Raw genomic sequence first — 20,654 nt, forward strand, 5'->3', positions numbered from 1 at the left:
GAAAGGATTAACGTGCCGCCCTTGGCCGGCGCAGCCCCTGCGGGCCGCCGGTAGCTCCTGCAATCTAACGAATGTCGGCAACTTTTTCCTTCCGCATTGGTTTAGTGGGCTGTCTCCTCATCTTCGGAAGGTTTCCCCTTGACCAAGCTCATGTTCGGCCCTGCCCTTTCCAATGCCGGTGTCACTTTTCGTCTCTGGGCTCCCAAGCATGAGCGTGTTTCGCTGAAGATCGAAGGCAGCGAACTGCGCGACATGCAGGCGGTCGATGAAGGATGGCACCAATGCGAAGTTGCCGGTGCCGGTGCCGGCACGCTCTACAGCTTTGTCGTGCCGGATGGGCTGGAAGTTCCAGACCCCGGTTCGCGCTTCCAGCCGCAGGACGTCCATGGGCCGAGCGAGGTGATCGACCCCGCCGCTTATCACTGGGAGACCGAAAGCTGGCAGGGACGCCCCTGGGAAGAGATCGTCCTTTATGAACTGCATCTTGGTTCGTTCACGGAAAAGGGCGGCTTTCGTGCGGCGATCGAGCGGCTCGACCATCTGAAGGCACTCGGCGTCACGGGCATCCAGATCATGCCGATCAGCGACTTCCCCGGCGGCTATAACTGGGGCTATGACGGCGTTCTGCCTTATGCCCCCGACAGCAGCTATGGACGTCCGGAAGACCTGATGGCGCTGGTGGACGCAGCCCATGCGCGCGGCATCTGCGTCTTCCTCGACGTCGTCTACAATCACTTCGGGCCCGACGGCAATTACATGCCGAACTATGCGCCGCTGTTTACCGAGCATCACAAGACGCCCTGGGGCAATGGCATCAATTACGACGGCGAAGGCTCAAAGCCCGTCCGGGAGTTCGCCATCCAGAACGCGATCTACTGGATCACGGAGTTCCAACTGGATGGGCTGCGTCTCGATGCCGTCCATGCCATCAAGGACGACAGCGAGGAACATCTTCTGCATGAGCTGGCGCGGCGTGTGCGCGAGGTTGCCGGCAGCCGGCATGTGCATCTTGTCGTTGAAAACGAGGACAACAATAGCGATCTCCTCATGCGCAACGAGGCTGGCAAGGCCTCGCTGTTTACCGCCCAATGGAATGACGACGTGCACCATGTGCTGCATATCGCCGCGACGGAGGAAACCTTCGGCTATTATGCCGATTATGCCGACGATGCCGGCAAGGTCGGCCGGGCGCTGGCGGAAGGTTTTGTCTTCCAGGGCGAGCACATGCCCTATCGCGGCGAAGAACGCGGCAAGCCAAGTGCCGACCTGCCGCCGACCGCCTTTATTTCCTTCATCCAGAACCACGACCAGATCGGCAACCGGGCATTGGGCGACCGCATGATCACCTACCGTCCCGTCGAAGCCATCAAGGCCGTGACGGCCCTATACCTGCTCGCGCCGCAGATCCCCATGCTGTTCATGGGCGAGGAATGGGGCGCGACGGAACCCTTTCCCTATTTCTGCGACTTCAACGAAGACCTGAACGAGAAGGTAAGGAAAGGCCGGCGCGAGGAGCTATCGCGACTGCCGGGCTTCGATGCCGACGACCTCCTTGATCCGACCGCCCGGTCCACCTTCGAATCCGCCAAGCTGGACTGGTCGAAGCTGAACAACGCGGCTTGCGCCGAAGTGCTCGATTTCTACAAAACTCTTCTCGACATCCGGCACCGAGACATCGTGCCCCTGCTGAAGGGTGTGGGTGGCAAAAGCGGACGTTTCCGCTCGCAGGGAAATGCCATTGCCGTGGACTGGCTTTTGGCAGGGGGCGCCCAGCTCCACCTCCTGGCTAATCTTTCACAGGAACCGGCATCGGTTGGTGCGCAGGCTCCCGGCACCGAGAACATCTTCTCTCTTGGCGGTGTGAGTGGTGACATTCTCGCTCCCTGGTCGGTGATCTGGAGCATCAGCCGAGCTTGAGGTTGGCGTAGACTGCAAAATCAAAGGCTCAGAAAAGGCATTCACCATGAAATCCGCAGACCTTGACGATTTCGCTCGCGAACACGGCATCAGCCTCACCCGGCCTAGCCCCGACAGCGGGGAAGTGCCGATCTCGGACGAGGCCAAGCGGAAAGTGCTGGATGCGCTGGGCGTGAATGTGCCGGTGAAGGCGGGCGCCAGCACTTCGAGCGAGGCTGTCTCGGGCAAGACAATAACGAAGAAGACGGCGAAGAAGAAGATCGCCCAGTCCTACCTGCCGGAGTTTCTGGGAAACAGCCGCATCTGGGGGATAAGCCTGCAGCTTTACGAGCTGCGCTCGGCCCGCAATTGGGGGATCGGCGATTTTGAGGATCTCTCAGCCATGGCCAATCTGGTCGGGTCGCTCGGGGCGGACTTCATCGGCCTCAATCCGCTGCATGCCCCTTTTCTCGCCGACCCGAACCGCTGCAGCCCCTATGAACCGTCGAATCGCCAGCAACTCAATCCGCTCTATATCGCCGTCGACAAGGTGCCGGGCTTTGCAAGCAATGATGCGCTCGAAAAGACGCTGGAAGAGCTGCGCGGGACAGAACTGGTCGACTATACAAGGGTCGCTCAAGCCAAGCTGACGGCGCTTCGCGAGATTTGGAAGGGTTGGATGAAGGCTTCAACGGATGACCCTGACTACGCGAGTGAGGACTTCGAGGCCTTCATCCTGCAAGGCGGCGATGTCTTGCGCCTTCACGCACTCTTCGAAATCATTTCCGCTTCGATGGGCGAGCGCGGCACCGGAACCGGCTGGCAAGCCTGGCCGGAGGATTTTCAGGCGCCCGACAGCCCGACGGTCAAAGATTTCGCGGCCGAGAATGCTGACGAAATCCGCTTTCATATGTGGCTGCAGTGGCTGGCACATCGGCAACTCACCCAAGCGGCCGAGCGGGCGCGCAAAGCGGGATTGCGGGTCGGGCTTTATCTTGATCTTGCCGTCGGCGAGGCGGTCGACGGTTCCGCGACCTGGAGCGAGCGCGACGTCTATCTCTCGACGGCCACAGTCGGCAGCCCACCGGATCCCTTTGCAACTGAAGGTCAGGACTGGCATCTCGCCGCCTTCCATCCCTCGGCAATCGCTTCCGGCAGAAATTCCCCCTATCGACGCATGGTGAGTGCTGCCATGCGGTATGCCGGCGCCATCCGCATCGATCATGCCGCGGCCCTGCGGCGCCTGTTCCTGGTGCCGCTCGACAGCCGCCCGGACGGCGGTGCCTATGTCGATTACCCGCAGGACGAGCTGCTGCAGATCCTCGCGGACGCCTCCGGCGAATATAAGTGCCTGGTCATCGGCGAGGATCTCGGCATGCTCCCGGAAGGCCTGCAGGACGATCTTTCCGAGGCGCAGATTCTGTCCTACCGCATTCTGTCCTATGAGCGCGACGAGGACAGCTTCAAGCCGGCGGAGGTTTATCCGACGCTGGCGCTCGCCTGCATTTCGACCCACGACCACCAGACGCTTGCCGGCTGGTGGCGTGGGGCCGACATCAAGGTGCGCGCGGAGCATGGCATCGTGCCGCCCGAGGTGACAGAAAAGCATGTCGAAGAGCGCAAGCATGAGCGGCAGGATCTAAAGGATGCGCTCGAGGAAGCCGGTGCCGAGCCCCCGGAACGGCTTCCACCGAAGACGGCCAATGAGGAGAGACTGAGCGACCTGGTCGTCAGCGCGCATCGCTTCATCGCCAAAACACCATCGCTGCTGGCTGCGGTCCGCCTCGCCGACCTCACCAGCGAAAAGAAGCCGACCAATATTCCCGGCACCAGCGACAGCTACCCGAACTGGAAGCCAAAGCTTTCGGTACCGCTGGAAGATCTGCCGGACGTGCCGCTCCTGCAGAAGATCGCCGAAGCCATGCGCGAGGAGCGGCCCAAGACCTGACCATCAAGTTTCAGGAGGCCGCGCGCGGTGGCATATCAAGGCGCGAGCCTCCGACGCGGCAAGCGCTACTGGCTAGGCGCTGTCGCCGGAGGTGAGGGGGTGGTGACCGCTGGAGGCGGCGAATTGGACGGCGCGGGAATCTGGCTTGATCCTGAGCCTGCCGGCTGGCTGGGGCCGCGCATCAGGAAGGCGGCCACCAGGATAAGGATGATGACGACCAAGGCGCCGATGAAACCGTTCTTCTTCATTGTTCATGCCTCGGTGATTTTGATCGATCTCTAACGCAGGACGCGCGGCCGCAACCATGCAGGTCGAGGACAGACAGCGGCTCTGCGCACCGTTGCTCTTTCCCCTTCCCGCCTACCGGTCGGGCTGGGCCTTGTCCTTGTTCCCGGCGTTCGCATGCTGATCCAGGGGCTGCTTGTTTCCCTTGAGCTCGGCGTCCGTGCCGATCGGCACTACGTCATCCTCCTGGATGTTCAGGGCTCCGCCCTTTGTGCTTTGCGGCTTGGTCTGCGATTGCGATCTCATGACGGCTCTCCTTGTCAGACATATCAAACCCGTGTTTCCCGCCTAAGTTCCACCCGGCGCCGGCAAGACATACATGTCGGGCCGCGCTACACCGGCAGGTGCTGGCCGATGATCAGCCGGCAATCTGCCGCTGCCGCCCGGATGATGTCAGGACGTCATGATCCAGAATGGAAAAGGCAATGGCGGAATGCCCCTCGAAGACAAGCAGGGGCTCATCGTCGACGATGCTGATGGGCGGCAGGCCGGCGAGCCGAACCGCATGGGTTTGCGAAAGCCCCTCTTCCATGCCGTCCGCCAAGAGATCATGGTAACGGGTTCCCGGACCGGTGATGTGAACCGGCATCGTGTCGTAGAGGCTGAGCAGCCGCGACAAGCCATTTCCAAGTGCGACCCCCGCCTGGCGAAAAGCCTGTCGCGACATGCGGTGGCCCTGACGCGCCTGCATGGCGATCTTGTCGATCTCGGCCAAGGGCACGAATTTCGCCGGCACTTTTGCGGTCGGCACTTCGAATGCGGCTCTCAAAATGGCGTAGAAACCCGCATAGGCTTCGATACATCCCGCAGCGCCGCAGCGGCACAGCGCTCCATGCGGGATGTGGAGCATATGTCCGAAATTGGGAGCGACGATTTCCGGCATATTGGCAGGTGTTGGCCGCACGATGCCAAGGCCGATGCTATGCCCGAGCGATACGGCCGCAAGCGCCCTTCCGTCCTTGCCGCCGCTTTTGGCCTGCCGCTCGTTGAGTGCGGTCGCGACCAGCAGCGTCTCGTTGTTCAAAAGCACCTTGGCTAACCAGCCGGATGGCAACACCGCATTAAAATCAACCGCCTGCGCCCCGAAAACCGGTGACCAGACCAGAACCGGCTGGGTAGAATGGACCAGACCCTTGCTGCTGATCGAAACCAGCATGACGCGGCTTGCTTCGATGCGTGCGCGGGCCACAACCCGCCCCAGCGCAGCCGAGATCGATTGAAGAAAGCCCGTCACATCGCCGTCGCGCCGCGGCTCCGCAAACCGATCCAGAAGCGTTCCCCCGTAGTCGACCAGCGAATACTGGATGGCGTCCGAAGACATGGTGACGATGACGACATAGCCGCAATCGCGCCGCTGGCTGAATTGGACCCGGGGCCGCCCCCGCCCTGATGCCGGCTGCTGCTCGATCCGCTTTATGATTGCGGCCCGCTCAAGCTCGCCGGTGATGGCGGACACCGTGGCGGATGCCAGGCGCGTCCTGTCGCAAATGTCCGTATGCGCCAGGCGGCCGTGACGGCGCAGGATAGACAGTACCAGTTCGCTGTTCTGGTGCCGGACCATGTCGGTGCTTGTTTTTGCCAGCATTCTGTTCCGCCCCTTCCGGCGGTTATGGCCGACCTCGGAGGTGATTCCGTGGCTGATTGACAGCCTCTTCAGTATCTGACATTTAATTTCTCGACTGTCGAGAAAAAGCAGGAGGTGCTTTGTCGACAGGATTTGGCGGAAGGGGGAGCAAAGGCGTTTAGCCCATTCGCCGTCAACCGGGAGGACAGTATGAAATCGCTTGTAAAGCTGATGGCCGGCGCGGCCATTCTTGTTTCCATGCATGGCGCTGCCTTGGCGCAGCAGGTCGTCGTCGGCGTATCGTGGTCGAACTTTCAGGAAGAACGCTGGAAGACCGACGAAGCCGCCATCAAGAAGGCGCTGGACGCTGCCGGCGCCAAATACATTTCCGCAGACGCACAGTCGTCGGCTGCCAAGCAGCTCACCGATGTCGAGTCGCTGATCTCCCAGGGCGCCAACGCCCTGATCGTCCTGGCGCAGGATTCGGACGCGATCGGACCGGCCATCGAAAAGGCCACAGCCGAAGGCATTCCAGTCGTCGGCTATGACCGCCTGATCGAAAACCCCGAGGCCTTCTACATCACCTTCGACAACAAGGAAGTGGGCCGCATGCAGGCTCAGGGCGTCTTCAAGGTGAAGCCGGAAGGCAATTACGTCTTCATCAAGGGCTCGTCGGCCGATCCCAATGCCGACTTCCTTTTCGCCGGCCAGATGGAAGTGCTGAAAGCTGCCGTCGATGCAGGCAAGATCAAGAATGTCGGCGAAGCCTATACGGATGGCTGGAAGCCGGAAAATGCCCAGAAGAACATGGAGCAGTTCCTCACCAAGGCCAATAACAAGGTTGACGCGGTCGTCGCCTCGAATGACGGCACGGCCGGCGGCGCGATTGCAGCCCTCGACGCGCAGGGTCTGGCCGGTTCCGTTCCTGTTTCCGGGCAGGACGCCGACAAGGCTGCTTTGAACCGCGTCGCGCTTGGCACCCAGACCGTATCGGTCTGGAAGGATAGCCGCGAACTCGGCAAGAATGCCGCCGAAATCGCGCTGGCACTCGCTTCGGGCAAGAAGATGACCGAGATCAAGGGCGTCCAGACGTTCGAGGGCGGCCCGAAGAAGCAGAAGATGCAGTCGGTCTTCCTGAAGCCCCAGCCCATCACCAAGGACAACCTGAACCTCGTCATCGACGCGGGCTGGATCAGCAAGGCCGAAGCCTGCCAGGGCGTCAAGGCCGGCTCGGTCGCCGCCTGCAAGTAACATTCGGCCTGACAAAACAATCCGACGCCGCATCCTTTGGAGCGGCGTCGGCATCTGGCTTAGACTGGCTGGGGCTCGCTTGCGAGCTGATGCCGATGGCACGGCTTGAGCCGAGGATTTGCCTTGGCGCGCCGACATAGGGTGGAGAACGGCAGACGATGGCCGATACGGTGCATTCCACGACATCCGGCGCAACGGGCCGGGCCGAGGGCAATCTCGTGACCCGCTTTTTCCGCGCGACCGAAATCGACACGCGCATGCTCGGCATGATCGGCGCCCTGCTGATCATCTGGATCGGTTTCCACATCCTGACCGGCGGCCTCTTCCTGACGCCGCGCAACCTGTGGAACCTGTCGGTCCAGACCGCATCGGTGGCGGTCATGGCGACCGGCATGGTGCTGGTCATCGTCACCCGCAACATCGACCTTTCCGTCGGCTCCATCCTCGGCTTTACCGGCATGATCATGGGCGTGCTCCAGTCGCGCTTCCTGCCGGAACTTCTGGGCTTCAACCATCCCGCACTGTGGATCATTGCTTTGACCGGCGGGATCATCGTCGGCGGATTGATCGGAACGCTGCACGGCGTGATCATCGCATTCCTCGGCGTGCCTTCCTTTATCGTGACGCTCGGCGGTCTCCTGATCTGGCGCGGTGCTACATGGTTCGTGACAAGCGGCCAGACCGTGGCTCCCATGGATGCCAATTTCCGCCTGATGGGCGGCGGCACGGAAGGTTCGATCGGTGCCACATGGAGTTGGGTCGTCGGGGCCATTGCATGCATCGGCATTGTTGCAGCGATCATCAATGCGCGCCGGCAAAGAAAGCGCTTTGCCTTCCCGCGCCGGCCGATCTGGGCTGAATATGTGCTGGTCGCGCTGGGCTGCGTGATCGTGCTGGGCGCCGTCTCGATTGCCAACGACTATTATTGGCCGGTCAACATCGCCCGCCGCTATGCGGACGCCAATGGCATTGCCTGGCCGGAAGGCGGGTTGCTGATCTCGCATGGCATCGCCATCCCCGTACTGATCGCGATCGCCGCAGGCATCGTCATGACCTTCATCGCGACGCGACTGCGCTTCGGCCGTTATGTCTTTGCCATCGGCGGCAATCCGGAAGCCGCCGAGCTCGCCGGCATCAAGACCAGATGGGTAACGGTCAAGATCTTTGCGCTGATGGGCGTGCTCTGTGCCATCGCCGCAGCCATCTCCACGGCCCGCCTCAATGCCGCAACCAATGCTCAAGGGGAGCTCGACGAGCTCTATACGATTGCCGCAGCGGTGATCGGCGGTACCTCGCTGGCCGGCGGCATAGGCTCGATTGCCGGCGCCATGCTCGGCGCGCTGGTCATGCAGTCGCTCCAGTCGGGCATGGTCCTGCTCGGCATCGATACGCCTTTCCAGCGCATCGTGGTCGGCGCCGTCCTCGTCGTTGCCGTCTGGCTCGACACCGTCTACCGCGCCAAAGCCAAGTGACAGGCCCCAGTAACAGGAGTTCTCATCGTGACGGAACAAACCACTCCGCTCGTGGAAATGAAGAACATTTCCATCTCCTTCGGCGGGATTCACGCGGTCGAGAATGCATCGATCGATCTTTTTCCGGGCGAGGTCGTGGCGCTTCTCGGCCATAACGGCGCTGGAAAGTCCACCTTGATCAAGATCCTGTCCGGCGCCTACAAGCGGGACGGAGGCGACATCCTGATCAATGGCGAGACGGCCGATATCCGCACCCCGCGTGAGGCGAAGAAGTACGGCATCGAGACGATCTACCAAACGCTCGCGGTGGCCGACAATGTCGATGCCGCCGCCAATCTTTATCTCGGGCGAGAATTGCAGACCAAGTGGGGTACGCTCGACGACGTCGCCATGGAAGCCAATACCCGCGAAGTGATGGGCCGTCTCAACCCCAACTTCAAGCGGTTCAAGGAGCCGGTCAAAGCACTCTCGGGCGGCCAGCGGCAGTCGGTGGCGATCGCCCGGGCCATCCTCTTCGATGCCCGCATCCTGATCATGGACGAGCCGACCGCGGCGCTCGGCCCTCAGGAAACGGCGCAGGTCGGGGACCTCATCAAGCAGCTGAAGCGCGAAGGCATCGGCATCTTCCTGATCAGCCACGATATCCACGACGTCTTCGACCTGGCGGATCGTGTCTTCGTCATGAAGAACGGCAAGGTCGTCGGCCATGCGCGGACGCAGGATGTGACGAAAGACGAAGTGCTCGGCATGATCATTCTCGGCAAGGTGCCTCCAGGCGCCACCGCAGGACCAGGTGCCATGAAGGTCGCCTGACAGGGGCTCATGCCTGCGTGGCTACTCAGGCAGAGCTATCGCCGTCGAGATCAGGCAAACAGAACGCAGACGGGACTGCCGATATCAAACAGTTCACCGGTTATAGTAAGCTCACCCGAGGACTGATCGATCCGGAAGACGGACAGGGAATGGCTGTCCTGGTTGGCAGCTACCAGGGTGCGGCCGGTCGGGTCGATGGCGAAGTCGCGCGGTGCCTTCCCCCTGGTGTCATACCATCCGATGGATCGGAGCGATCCGTCATCCGGTAAGATCTCATAGGCGGCAATGCTGTCATGGCCGCGGTTGGAAGCGTAGACGAAACGCCCGCTCGGATGAATCCGGATGGCGGCGCAGGCAGAGCTGCCTTCAAAATCGCCGGGAAGAGTGGAGACCTCTGTAAGCGGGCGAAACCCTTCCGGCTCGCAGGCGTAGCTGCTAATCGTGCAGCCAAGCTCGTGGACGACAAAAACGAACCGTCCATCCTCCGAGACAACAAGATGCCGCGGCAGCGTGCCCGGCCTGGCTTTCACCACCATGTCCGGCGAAGGACGGATGAGGCCGGAGGCAATGTCGTAACGGGCAATGACGTCGGTTCCAGCATCGCAGATCAGCACGCTTCGACCATCCGGTGTTGCAGTCGCCTGATGGAGATGCGGCCCTTCCTGCCGTTCCGGATTGGCGCCCTTGCTTTGGTGCCGGATATTCACCGGCTCGCCGCTCGGCAGGCCATCAGCATCCAAGGCGTAGGTGATGAAATTGCCGCTGCCGTAGTTGCAGACGAACAGCCTTTCGCCGGACCGGTCGAGGGCGATATGGCACGGTGCATCGCCCATGGCGGGCACGCTTTTCAGCAGCGAAAGCGTGCCTGTTTCACCGTCGAAGGAAAGGGTGGCAGCGCTGGCACCGTCCTCATCGGGTACTTCCTCGACCACATAGAGCCTGCTTCTGTCCTCCGACAGCGCCAGATAGCTGGGATTGCGCAGGCCGCCGAAGGTGGAAACGGGTTTCAGCCTGCCGTCACGGCCATCGAGCCGGAGCACGCTGATCCCCTCACCTTTGGCCTTCACATGCGGCATCGACACCGTATAGCTGCCCACGATGAGCGTCATGTCATCGCGCGGATCGGCCTGAACTGTCATCGGTGGAACCTCTTCGGACGGCATTGCAGCCATTAATTTCGACTTTCGATCAACGCCCTCAGGCGGCTGCCGATCGGCGCCGATAGATAGCGCGCCTTGTCTTGCGCCGGAAGCTTCTTGCCGTAGGTTTGGAGCATTTCCGCGATGGTGACGCGTTCGCCCTCATGGCGCTCGATGCGGACCGGCTGGCCGGGCGTCACCAGGCCGCCCTGCAGGACACGGCAATAAATGCCGGGACGCCCGCCCCGCGCATAGGTTTTCACGAATGCGGGATCGCCCATCTTGGCCGCGAATGTATTGCAGGGAATGCGGGCGCAGCTTGCTTCCAGAACGACATCGCCGAGATGGAAGCGGTCGCCGGCGGCAATGTCACGATTGTCCAGGGCTTCGATGACGAGGTTCTCGCCGAAACTGCCATGTGGAAGCGGCCGGCCAAGCTGTTCCGCCCACCAGTCCAGCGTCAGCGACCCTTCGAGAAGAATGGCCTGGTCTTCGCCGCCATGGTGTTTCTCGTTGCAGACGGCATCGCCCACCAGGCCGAGCCTGTCGATCATCACAGATGCATGCACGCCCGCCTTGTTGATACCGGTCTTATAGCTCTTGCCAGGCAGCTTTTCCGGTCGTCCCAGGCACACAGCGAGAAGCTTCATGGGTGGTCCTTCTGCATTCCGTTTCTTCCACTTATGGTCTAAAGGGAAGCCATGGCAAAGCGAGTCACCGGCCCCGAAATCGAAAAACTTATCCAGCTGCTGGCAAAGGTCCCGGGCCTCGGGCCCCGCTCCGCGCGACGCGCGGCATTGCACCTTATCAAGAAGAAGGAGCAGCTTCTCGGGCCGCTGTCGAATGCCATGGGCGATGCCTATGACAAGGTCAAGATCTGTTCGCGCTGTGGCAATGTCGATACCTCTGACCCCTGCACCGTTTGCACCGATATCCGCCGCGACCAATCCATGATGATCGTCGTCGAGGATGTTTCCGACCTATGGGCTCTGGAACGGACCGGGGCGATGAATGCCGCCTATCACGTGCTGGGCGGTACGCTGTCGCCGCTCGACGGCATCGGTCCCGATGACCTCAACATCCGCGGCCTGATCGACCGGGTCAACGAAGGCGTCATCCGCGAGATCATCATTGCCGTCAACGCGACGGTCGAAGGCCAGACGACAGCCCATTATATCACCGACCAATTGTCCGGCATCGACGTGAAGATCACGCGGCTGGCGCACGGCGTCCCGGTCGGCGGCGAGCTCGATTATCTCGATGAGGGCACGCTGACCGCAGCCCTTCGTGCACGAACTGCGATCTAGCCCTTTAAAAGGATCCCGATGAGCAAGCTTGCCCCCTTCAGGCGCATTGCAGCCTCTCTTCTCGTCACGGCAGCGGGCCTCCTGCCCCTGCCCGCACTTGCTCAAAACAAGCCGGATGTCGAAAAGCAGTTCCAGCGATGGATCGCTGTGGATCTAAGCCCTGCTGCAAAGAAAGCGGGAATTTCGGAACGCACGCTGAAAGCGGCGTTCGACGGCATGACGCTCAATTGGGACCTTCCCGACCTGGTACCGCCGGGCACCAGCCCGCCGAAGCAACAGGACCAGAGTCAGGCAGAATTCTCCTCGCCCGGCGCGTATTTCTCGGAAAAGCGGCTCCAGACTCTGGCCGCCACCGGCCGCGGCCTGGCAAGCACCTATGGATCCACCCTGCGCAAGATCGAGGCTGCCTATGGCGTCCCCGGAGAGATCGTGGTGGCGATCTGGGGGCGCGAATCCGGTTTCGGCAAGGCGCGGCTTCCTTATTCCGCCGTTCAGGTCCTGGCAACTAAAGCCTTCATGTCGACACGCAAGGACATGTTCCGGGACGAATTGATCGCCGCCCTGAAGATGATCGAGCGCGGCGATGCGGATGCCGCAAGCATGAAGGGCTCTTGGGCCGGCGCGCTCGGCCAGCCGCAATTCATGCCGTCGAGCTATCTGAAATATGCGGTCGATTTCGACAAGGACGGGCGGACGGACATCTGGAATTCGGTGCCCGATGCGCTCGGCTCCATCGCCCATTATCTGCAGCAGGAAGGCTGGCAACGGGGCCGCGACTGGGGGTTCGAGGTCAGCATCCCGCAGATTGTTTCCTGCGCGCAGGAAGGGCCCGACCTCGCCAAGCCGGTATCCTCCTGGGCAGGGCTGGGCATCAAGCGGATTGCCGGCAAAGCATTCCCGGCAGCCGACTTGAAGGCCGAGGCGATGATGCTGGTTCCGGCGGGTCGGCATGGGCCGGAATTCATCGTCACCCCGAATTTCTATGTCATCAAGGAATACAACAACTCCGATCTCTATGCGCTCTTCATCGGCAACCTAGCCGACCGCATCGCCCATGATGCGGGGGCTTTCGAACAGCCTTGGGGCGATGTCGGCAAGATGCTCCGCTCAGATGTGCTTGCGATGCAGAAGGCGCTGGTGACGAAGGGCTATGATGTCGGCACTATCGATGGTCTGCCCGGATACAAGACACGCCGCTCGCTCGGCGATTGGCAGGCGAAGAACGGCTTGCCCCCCACCTGTTATCCGGATGCCTCGCTGAAAACCCGGCTGAAATAGCTGTTGGGCTAATGATGGTGCAGGTCGAGGTGGTGCTTTGGGACGCCGCTCTCTTCCACCGGGATCGTTTGCCTCTCGATAAGCCGATGCACCTTGGGTCCTTCCTCGCCGCGATGAAGAAGCCGGATGGCGTCCCAGATCTCGGCATCCGCCTGCGTGCGGCGCTGGTTGTGGCGCACGTAATCGGCCCAGGTGGCCGTATGATAGCTTTCGGTCCAGATTTCCGGATGCTCCAGGTCGCGCATCAGCGACCATTGGCGGGCGCCGTCGCGGATGCGCACACGCCGCCGGCGTGACATCAGCGCCAGGAATTCTTCTATGTCTTCGTCGGCAATGACATAGTCCACCAGATTGACGATGGGGCCGCTGCGCGGCTGCAGGTCGAGCTTCAGGAGAGGCACGTTGAAGCGGTTGAGCGGATCAAGATTGATCTCGCTGAATTGCGGCATCGGCTTGCGGAAACCGACCAGAGCACCAACCAGCATGGCGAGGCTGGCAAAGGTCAAGGCAAAGGACACGCCGAATGCCTCCGATGCCAGACCCCAGACCCAGCTGCCGGCCGCAATACCGCCGAATGTCGCGGTCTGGTAGAAGGACAGCGCCCGGCCGACGACCCAGCGTGGCGTCGAAAGCTGGACTGTGGTGTTGAACAGCGAAAGAGCCAGGACCCAGCAGGCGCCGGGCAAGAAAAGCACGATGACGGTAATCACCGTGCTGGAACTGAGGCCTATGATGGCCGCGCTGGCGGCAAAGCCGAGAAAGGACAAGCGGACGATCTGCTCGCTCGACAGCTTTTCGCGCAGCCGCGCATTGCCGATGGCGCCGGCGATCGCTCCTATGCCGAAGGCGCCCAGCATGACGCCATAGGTCAGCGGCCCTCCCGAAACGAGGTCGCGGGCGACGATCGGCAGGAGCGCCAGGATGGCGCTGGCGGTCAGGCCGAAGATCAGCCCGCGGAACAGGACGTTGAGAATGTTCGGCGACATGGCGACATAGCCAAGTCCGGCCGACAGGGCTCGTGGCAGGGTTTCGCGCGGCAGGGCGTCGTCTCGCCGCTCCGGCTTCCAGCGGACCAGGGCATAGATCAGTGCGAGATAGCTGCAGGCATTGACGGCAAAGGCAGCCGCCGCGCCGGCTGCCGCAACGATTGCGCCGCCGATCGCCGGCCCGACGCTACGGGTGATGTTGAACCCGACGCTGTTGATGGTGACGGCGGCCGGCAACACTTCGCGCGGCACCATGTCGCCGACTGACGCTTGCCAGGACGGGTTGTTCAGCGCCACGCCGCAGCCGATCAGGAAGGTAAAGGTCAACAGCAGCCAGGGCGTCAACAGATTGAGGTAAGCAAAGACAGTCAGGACCACCGAAACAACGAGCATGAAGATCTGAGCCGTCAGCATCAAGCTGCGGCGATTATAATTGTCGGCAAGGGCGCCTGCCACCAGCGAGAAGATCATGATCGGCAGGGCGTTCGACGCCTGGACGAGTGCCACCATGTCTTCGGAATCGGCAATCGCCGTCATCATCCAGGCAGCACCGACTGCCTGGATGAGCCCGCCGAAATTGGAGGAAATGCTGGCGATCCACATGGTGCGGAAGGTTTCGTGCCGAAAAGGAGCAAACGTAGATAACCGGGCGGGCACTGTCATTCCTCTTCATGCTGTCTACATGCCAAGTTATAGGCCTACGATGGGCAAATGCCAGAAGACGTGACCGTCAAACCGGCTAGTCTTGCAATTGGTTCTGCGAAAGGGTATATGCAGGTCATATTCTTGATCGTCCGATGAAGAGTGGGCCCTCCCGGACCCGCTCTTTTTTGTTAGGCGATCACTCCAATTCCGGATGTGGCCAAGTCGCGTCCGGGCAATGATTGCCGGAGAGCTTATGCCGCAAACCGAAAACGAGCCGCGGCTCATCGTCGAAACTGGGATCGAACTCAGGATCGCTGAAATCATCGAGCCGGTCCTGGCGACAATGGATTTCCAGTTGGTGCGGGTGCGCATGCTCAACCAGAATGGCGCGACGCTTCAGATCATGGCCGAGCGCCTGGACGGAAGCATGGATGTGGAAGGCTGCGAAGCCGTTTCCACCGCAGTTTCACCCGTTCTTGATGTAGAAGATCCGGTCGACAAGGCGTATCATCTGGAAGTATCCTCGCCGGGGATTGACAGACCGATGGTCCGCAAGTCGGATTTCACCCGCTGGAATGGCCATCTGGTCAAGTGCGAGACGTCGATCATGATCGACAACCGCAAGCGTTTCCGCGGCAGGATCACGGAAGCGGACGCGGAAGGCTTCACCATCGAGCGCGACCAGGTTGCCTATGGCGAAGCCCCGCGCGTGACATTACCGTTCTCGGCCCTTGCCGAAGCAAAGCTCATTCTGACCGACGATCTGATCCGTGACGCACTGAGGGCCGACAAGCTGGCCAAGGCGCAGGCCGCGAACCAGAACGGCGAAGAAGACGCTGAATAAGAACATCATCGATAAGGGCACCGAAACCGGGCCCTTCCTTTCGACCGACGGAGACCAACGACAATGGCAGTGAGTGCGAACCGGCTAGAACTTCTGCAGATCGCGGATGCAGTGGCGCGCGAAAAAGTCATCGATCGCGAGATCGTGCTGGCTGCGATGGCCGACGCCATCCAGAAGGCCGCCCGCTCCCGCTACGGTTCGGAAACCAACATCCGCGCCGACATCAATTCCAAGACCGGCGAAATCCGCCTGCAGCGCCTGCTGGAAGTGGTCGAGCATGCCGAGGATTACGGCACGCAGATCCCGCTGGCGCTGGCGCTGGACCGCAATGTGGACGCGAAGATCGGCGACTTCATCGCCGATCCGCTGCCGCCGATGGATTTTGGCCGCATCGCCGCCCAGTCCGCCAAGCAGGTCATCGTCCAGAAGGTTCGCGAAGCCGAGCGTGACCGCCAGTTCGACGAGTTCAAGGACCGCATGGGCGAGATCATCAACGGCACCGTCAAGCGCGTCGAATACGGCAATGTCATCGTCGATCTCGGCCGCGGCGAAGGCATTATCCGCCGCGACGAGATGATCCCGCGCGAGAACATGCGCTACGGCGACCGCGTCCGCGCCTATGTCTACGACGTGCGCCGCGAACAGCGCGGGCCGCAGATCTTCCTGTCGCGCACCCATCCGCAGTTCATGGTGAAGCTGTTCACCATGGAAGTGCCGGAAATCTACGACGGCATTATCCAGATCAAGTCTGTCGCCCGCGATCCCGGCTCGCGCGCCAAGATCGCCGTCATCTCGAACGATAGTTCGATCGATCCGGTCGGCGCCTGCGTCGGTATGCGCGGTTCGCGCGTCCAGGCGGTTGTCGGCGAACTGCAGGGCGAGAAGATCGATATCATTCCCTGGTCGAACGAACCGGCCAACTTCATCGTCAATGCCTTGCAGCCGGCGGAAGTCTCCAAGGTCGTTCTCGACGAGGATGCCGAACGGATCGAAGTGGTTGTTCCCGACGAACAGCTGTCGCTGGCGATCGGCCGCCGCGGCCAGAACGTTCGCCTGGCATCGCAGCTCACCGGCTGGGATATCGACATCATGACGGAGGCCGAGGAGTCCGAGCGCCGTCAAAAGGAATTCAACGAGCGCACCAACCTCTTCATGGAAGCGCTCGACGTCGACGAGATGGTCGGCCAGGTTCTCGCCTCCGAAGGCTTTGCAGCCGTCGAGGAACTCGCCTATGTCGATCTCGAGGAAATCTCCTCCATCGACGGCTTCGACGAGGACACGGCCAGCGAGATCCAGATGCGCGCCAAGGAATACCTGGAGCGGATCGAAGGCGAAATGGACGCCAAGCGCAAGGAACTCGGCGTTGCCGACGAACTTCTCCAGATCGACGGCCTGACGGGCCAGATGCTGGTGGCGCTGGGCGAAGACGGGATCAAGACGATCGAGGATTTCGCCGGTTGCGCCGCCGACGACTTGGTTGGCTGGACGGAGCGCAAGAACGGCGAAACGAAGAAGTTCGAGGGCCTGTTCTCCAAGCTCGACGTTTCGCGCGCCGAAGCTGAAAACATGATCGTTCAGGCTCGCCTGGCTGCAGGCTGGATCACGCAAGAAGACCTGGCCAAGCAGCAGGAAGAACAGGACGTCGAGGAGGCGGACACCGCAGAACAGGAATGATCCCGCTCGAGGCGGGCCCCGAAGCGGAAGACGAGGAATTCGGCGAGGTTACCGTGAACGATCGCACCTGCATCGTGACGCGCGAAGCCGCTTCGCCGGAAACGCTGATCCGCTTCGTGGCCGGCCCTGACGGACAGGTCGTTCCCGACCTGAAGCGGCGGTTGCCGGGACGCGGATGCTGGGTCAAGGCCGAACGGCCCCTGATCGACCGGGCGGTTGCCAAGAAGCTCTTCGCCCGGGCGCTGAAGACGGATGCCAAGGCCGATGCCGATCTCGGCGCCGTGGTGGACCGGCTGCTTGCGGCCGACCTGATCGGCATGATGAACATGGCCCGCAAGGCGGCCCAATTCGTATCGGGGGCATCGAAAGTCGATGCGGCGGTCCGTGCGGGTGCAGCCATTGCCGTCTTTCACGCTTCCGATGCGGCGGCGGACGGGGTTCGAAAAATAGACCAGGCCCGCAAGGCTTGGAAGCTCGGCACCGACGCCGAGGAGGATATTCCGTCCTTTCAACTCTTCACCGGAGCGGAATTGGACGAGGTAATGGGCCAGAATGCTTTTATCCATGCCTGCGCGCTTGCGGGGCAGGCGGGTGAGGGTGTAGTGAAACGCGCAAACCTACTTGAACAGTACCGCAAGGGCGGGCTGTCCCAGACAAAAGGTGTCGCTGACATGCCGAAACAATGACGCGGTCACCGGCTTTAGCCGGACGCACATCGATATGTACGAATTGAACGACAGGTTCTGATGGTCTCCATCCGCTCCTGTCCGAAGGAACAGGAACGGAATGACCGACAACAAAGACGACAAAACACTGGGCGTAAAGAAGACCCTCACCCTGAAATCTTCGGGCGTGACACAGGGTACCGTGCGCCAGGATATGGGTCGTGGCCGAACCAAAGCAGTCGTCGTGGAGACGGTAAAGCGGCGGGTAACACGACCACTTGACGAAAAGCCCGTATTGACGCCCGCCGCCCCGGCTCCAAAGCCCGTGGAAGCCGTTGCCCAGCCGGCGCCGCAACCCGCCGCTCCCGCGCCGCGCGTTCATCAGCCGGCACCGCAGGGCCAGCGCCCGAGCTCACAGCCGAGCCAACGCCCGCAGCAGCAGGGTTACCGCCCCCCAGCGTCTGCGCCGACGCCGCAACGCCAGCCCAACCGTCCGACCGGCAATGTCCTGCACGACCTTTCGGCCAGCGAAATGGATGCCCGTCGCCGTGCGCTGATGGAAGCGCAGGCTCGTGACGTGATCGAAGCAAAGCAGCGCGCTGAAGACGAAGCCCGCCGCAAGGTCGAAGACGAGCGTCGTAAGATCGAAGAAGCGGAAGAAGCTGCGCGCCGGGCCGCCGAACCGCAGCCTGAACCTGTGGCCGAAGCGCCTGTTGCAGCTGCGGCGCCCGTTGCCGAAAGCACTGGAGCAGCCCCTGCCCGTCCGCAGGAAGCCCGGCCGCAAACGCCGCGTCCCGGCGCAGCACCTGCACCAGGTGCCGCTCAGCCGGTTCTCGGCCGCCGCAAAAACCAGGACGAGGACGAGGATCGCGGCCCGCCGCGCGGCGCCCCGAACCGTGGCCGCGCGCCTATCCCGGCTCCCGCCAAGGTTCCCGCCCGTCCAAAGACCGAAGACGAACGTCGCCGCGGCAAGCTGACCGTCACCACCGCCAATGTCGATGGAGACGAGGCCGCCCGCGGTCGCTCGCTCGCATCGATCCGCCGCCGGCAGGAGAAGTTCCGCCGCAGCCAGATGCAGGAACCGCGCGAGAAGGTTCTACGCGAAGTCATCCTGCCGGAAACCATCACCATTCAGGAACTGTCGCAGCGTATGTCTGAACGCGCCGTCGACGTCATCAAGTACCTGATGAAGGAAGGCCAGATGATGAAGCCGGGCGACGTCATCGACGCCGACCTTGCAGAAATCATTGCCGGTGAATTTGGCCATACGGTCAAGCGCGTCTCGGAATCGGACATCGAAGAAGGCATCTTCAATGTCTCCGACGATGCCGGAGAAATGGTTTCGCGGCCTCCCGTCGTCACCATCATGGGTCACGTCGACCACGGCAAGACCTCGCTGCTCGACGCGATCCGCCAGACCAGTGTCGTTTCCGGCGAAGCGGGTGGTATCACCCAGCATATCGGCGCCTATCAGGTGGAACAGAACGGTCAGAAGATCACCTTTATCGACACGCCCGGCCACGCCGCCTTCACGGCCATGCGTGCCCGTGGTGCCCAGGCGACGGATATTGCGATCCTGGTCGTGGCGGCAGACGACAGCGTCATGCCGCAGACGATCGAATCCATCAGCCATGCCAAGGCAGCCGGCGTTCCGATCATCGTGGCGATCAACAAGATCGACAAGCACGAGGCCAACCCGGACAAGGTGCGTCAGCAGCTGCTGCAGCACGAAGTCTTCGTGGAATCGCTCGGTGGTGAAGTGCTCGACGTCGAAGTCTCGGCCAAGAACAAGCTCAACCTCGACAAGCTGCTCGAGGCGATCCTGCTGCAGGCCGAAATCCTCGATCTCAAGGCAGATCCGAGCCGTACGGCCGAAGGTACCGTCATCGAAGCGCAGCTCGATCGTGGCCGCGGTTCGGTTGCGACCGTTCTCGTCCAGAAGGGTACGCTGAAGCCCGGCCAGATCATCGTTGCCGGCGACCAGTGGGGCCGTGTGCGCGCGCTTGTCACCGACAAGGGCGAACATGTGAAGGAAGCCGGTCCGGCCATGCCTGTCGAAGTCCTCGGACTGTCCGGCACGCCGGCTGCTGGCGACAAATTCGCCGTCGTCGAGAACGAAAGCCGTGCACGCGAGATTTCCGAATACCGCCAGCGGCTTGCCCGCGACAAGGCGGCAGCTCGCCAGTCCGGCCAGCGCGGTTCGCTCGAACAGATGATGAGCAAGCTGCAGAACACCGGCTACAAGGAGTTCCCGCTGCTCATCAAGGGCGACGTGCAGGGTTCGATCGAAGCCATTATCGGCGCACTCGACAAGCTCGGAACCGACGAAGTCCGTGCCCGCATCGTCCATTCGGGCGCCGGCGGCATCACCGAGTCGGATATCTCGCTTGCCGAGTCCTCCGATGCGGCGATCATCGGCTTCAACGTCCGTGCCAACGTACAGGCCCGTGCCGCGGCCGATCGCGCCGGTATCGAAATCCGTTACTACAACATCATCTACGATCTGGTGGATGACGTGAAGGCGGCGATGTCGGGTCTGCTTTCGCCGGAACGTCGCGAGACCTTCCTCGGCAATGCGGAGATCCTCGAGGTCTTCAACATTACCAAGACCGGCAAGGTCGCAGGTTGCCGCGTCATCGAGGGCAAGGTCGAACGTGGTGCAGGCGTTCGCCTGGTTCGCGACAACGTCGTCATCCACGAAGGCAAGCTCAAGACGCTCAAGCGCTTCAAGGACGAAGTGTCCGAAGTGCCTATGGGCCAGGAATGCGGCATGGCCTTCGAGAACTACGAAGACATCCGTGCCGGCGATACGATCGAATGCTTCCGCGTGGAGCATATCACCCGGACGCTTTAAGCGCTGCGCCGAACATGATACCAACCGCCGGGG

General features: G+C 61.8%; 17 protein-coding genes. 12 read left to right on the top strand and 5 right to left on the bottom strand.

Going from position 1 to position 20,654, the window contains the following annotated elements; translation table 11 throughout:
• The first annotated feature begins 138 nt into the window (after positions 1 to 138).
• From treZ to E2F50_RS15220, 3 genes are read left to right on the top strand one after another with little or no spacing between them, the layout of a single operon-like run.
• Positions 139 to 1,917, top strand: a complete 1,779-nt coding sequence (treZ, locus tag E2F50_RS15210; protein WP_202615463.1) for a malto-oligosyltrehalose trehalohydrolase — start codon at positions 139 to 141, stop codon at positions 1,915 to 1,917.
• Between the two features lie 46 nt (positions 1,918 to 1,963).
• Positions 1,964 to 3,844 carry a 4-alpha-glucanotransferase gene (gene malQ / locus E2F50_RS15215; protein WP_133316995.1) on the top strand — a complete coding sequence of 627 codons (1,881 nt, stop codon included), beginning with the start codon at positions 1,964 to 1,966 and terminating at the stop codon, positions 3,842 to 3,844.
• A 27-nt stretch (positions 3,845 to 3,871) separates the two neighbouring features.
• On the top strand, positions 3,872 to 4,126 hold the full coding sequence (locus E2F50_RS15220; RefSeq protein ID WP_133316996.1) for a hypothetical protein: 255 nt from the start codon (positions 3,872 to 3,874) through the stop codon (positions 4,124 to 4,126).
• Positions 4,127 to 4,204: 78 nt separating this feature from the next.
• Here the strand turns inward: E2F50_RS15220 and E2F50_RS22980 are convergent, their stop codons facing one another.
• Together E2F50_RS22980 and E2F50_RS15225 are read right to left on the bottom strand one after the other, a co-directional pair.
• Complete coding sequence (locus E2F50_RS22980) at positions 4,205 to 4,375, bottom strand: hypothetical protein (RefSeq protein ID WP_161974159.1); 171 nt, start codon at positions 4,373 to 4,375, stop codon at positions 4,205 to 4,207.
• A gap of 112 nt (positions 4,376 to 4,487) precedes the next feature.
• Positions 4,488 to 5,714, bottom strand: a complete 1,227-nt coding sequence (locus E2F50_RS15225; RefSeq protein ID WP_133316997.1) for an ROK family transcriptional regulator — start codon at positions 5,712 to 5,714, stop codon at positions 4,488 to 4,490.
• Between the two features lie 189 nt (positions 5,715 to 5,903).
• On the opposite strand from E2F50_RS15225, the gene xylF reads away from it, so the two are divergent.
• The 3 genes from xylF (at position 5,904) to E2F50_RS15240 (ending at position 9,229) form a co-directional block, all read left to right on the top strand.
• Positions 5,904 to 6,944, top strand: coding sequence for a D-xylose ABC transporter substrate-binding protein (gene xylF / locus E2F50_RS15230; RefSeq protein ID WP_133316998.1), 1,041 nt, complete (start codon positions 5,904 to 5,906; stop codon positions 6,942 to 6,944).
• A gap of 158 nt (positions 6,945 to 7,102) precedes the next feature.
• A complete protein-coding gene (locus E2F50_RS15235) occupies positions 7,103 to 8,416 on the top strand; it encodes a sugar ABC transporter permease (RefSeq protein WP_133316999.1) in 1,314 nt (437 codons plus the stop codon).
• A gap of 27 nt (positions 8,417 to 8,443) precedes the next feature.
• Complete coding sequence (locus E2F50_RS15240) at positions 8,444 to 9,229, top strand: ATP-binding cassette domain-containing protein (RefSeq protein WP_133317000.1); 786 nt, start codon at positions 8,444 to 8,446, stop codon at positions 9,227 to 9,229.
• 50 nt (positions 9,230 to 9,279) lie between these two features.
• On the opposite strand, the gene E2F50_RS15245 is transcribed toward E2F50_RS15240, so the two are convergent.
• Together E2F50_RS15245 and E2F50_RS15250 are read right to left on the bottom strand one after the other, a co-directional pair.
• A complete protein-coding gene (locus tag E2F50_RS15245) occupies positions 9,280 to 10,368 on the bottom strand; it encodes a lactonase family protein (RefSeq protein ID WP_161974161.1) in 1,089 nt (362 codons plus the stop codon).
• Between the two features lie 32 nt (positions 10,369 to 10,400).
• Positions 10,401 to 11,018, bottom strand: coding sequence for an MOSC domain-containing protein (locus E2F50_RS15250; protein WP_133317002.1), 618 nt, complete (start codon positions 11,016 to 11,018; stop codon positions 10,401 to 10,403).
• Positions 11,019 to 11,069: 51 nt separating this feature from the next.
• On the opposite strand from E2F50_RS15250, the gene recR reads away from it, so the two are divergent.
• Together recR and E2F50_RS15260 are read left to right on the top strand one after the other, a co-directional pair.
• A complete protein-coding gene (gene recR, locus E2F50_RS15255; protein ID WP_133317003.1) occupies positions 11,070 to 11,675 on the top strand; it encodes a recombination mediator RecR in 606 nt (201 codons plus the stop codon).
• An 18-nt stretch (positions 11,676 to 11,693) separates the two neighbouring features.
• Positions 11,694 to 12,953, top strand: a complete 1,260-nt coding sequence (locus E2F50_RS15260; protein WP_133317004.1) for a lytic murein transglycosylase — start codon at positions 11,694 to 11,696, stop codon at positions 12,951 to 12,953.
• Positions 12,954 to 12,961: 8 nt separating this feature from the next.
• Here the strand turns inward: E2F50_RS15260 and E2F50_RS15265 are convergent, their stop codons facing one another.
• Positions 12,962 to 14,602 (bottom strand): MFS transporter, encoded by a 1,641-nt coding sequence (locus E2F50_RS15265; RefSeq protein ID WP_133317005.1) that lies wholly within the window; start codon positions 14,600 to 14,602, stop codon positions 12,962 to 12,964.
• 235 nt (positions 14,603 to 14,837) lie between these two features.
• Between E2F50_RS15265 and rimP the strand changes: the two genes are divergently transcribed.
• The 4 genes from rimP to infB all read left to right on the top strand — a co-directional run bounded on the left by rimP (position 14,838) and on the right by infB (position 20,621).
• The gene (rimP, locus tag E2F50_RS15270) at positions 14,838 to 15,428 is read left to right on the top strand and encodes a ribosome maturation factor RimP (protein ID WP_133317006.1); all 591 of its coding nucleotides are present in this window, start codon (positions 14,838 to 14,840) and stop codon (positions 15,426 to 15,428) included.
• Between the two features lie 63 nt (positions 15,429 to 15,491).
• Positions 15,492 to 17,102 carry a transcription termination factor NusA gene (gene nusA, locus E2F50_RS15275; RefSeq protein WP_133317007.1) on the top strand — a complete coding sequence of 537 codons (1,611 nt, stop codon included), beginning with the start codon at positions 15,492 to 15,494 and terminating at the stop codon, positions 17,100 to 17,102.
• Positions 17,099 to 17,788, top strand: coding sequence for an RNA-binding protein (locus E2F50_RS15280; protein WP_133317008.1), 690 nt, complete (start codon positions 17,099 to 17,101; stop codon positions 17,786 to 17,788). The genes nusA and E2F50_RS15280 overlap by 4 nt, the downstream gene beginning before the upstream one ends.
• A 100-nt stretch (positions 17,789 to 17,888) precedes the next feature.
• A complete protein-coding gene (infB, locus tag E2F50_RS15285; RefSeq protein ID WP_133317009.1) occupies positions 17,889 to 20,621 on the top strand; it encodes a translation initiation factor IF-2 in 2,733 nt (910 codons plus the stop codon).
• Positions 20,622 to 20,654 lie beyond the last annotated feature (33 nt).

Origin of the sequence: Rhizobium deserti, from assembly GCF_004358025.1 — a bacterium.
Classification (GTDB): Bacteria; Pseudomonadota; Alphaproteobacteria; order Rhizobiales; family Rhizobiaceae; genus Neorhizobium; species Neorhizobium deserti.